Genomic DNA, 505 nt, shown 5'->3' on the forward strand with positions numbered 1-505 from the left:
TGACCGTTACCTTGAGTACACGATCAGCCTCAGTGAGCCTGTGAGTGAAGATGTCGTGCTTAACCTTTCAACGGGTGGCACCGCGACCTCTGATGTTGACTACGACGCGACGTACCTTGTTGCTGATGGCAATGGTGGTTACCGTGAAATCACGGCTGATGAATTGAAGATCGCTGCAGGGGAAACTGAGCTCAAAATTTACCTTCAAGTAAAAGACGATGAGGTGACAGAGAACTCTGAAAGCGTTGAACTGACTGCATCGACGACCAGCGGTAAAGTCACTGGCACCAAGACCGACAGTGCGACAGCGAATATCCTTGATGACCAAGCAAATGGTGTCGATAAAGACGCAACCGCAGAGCTGACCGTGAGTGCTGGCGGCGATGTCACCGAAGGTGATGACCGTTACCTTGAGTACACGATCAGCCTCAGTGAGCCAGTGAGTGAAGATGTCGTACTGAACCTATCGACCGATGGTACCGCGACTTCTGATGTTGACTACGAC

Annotated in this window: 1 protein-coding gene; it reads left to right on the forward strand. The window is 51.3% G+C overall.

Annotated features, from left to right (window positions below):
• Window positions 1-505, forward strand: a 505-nt coding sequence (locus tag VCHENC03_RS23205; RefSeq protein WP_009704417.1) for a hypothetical protein, incomplete at both ends; no start/stop codon positions are given.

Source organism: Vibrio sp. HENC-03 (assembly GCF_000305755.2).
Classification (GTDB): Bacteria; Pseudomonadota; Gammaproteobacteria; order Enterobacterales; family Vibrionaceae; genus Vibrio; species Vibrio owensii.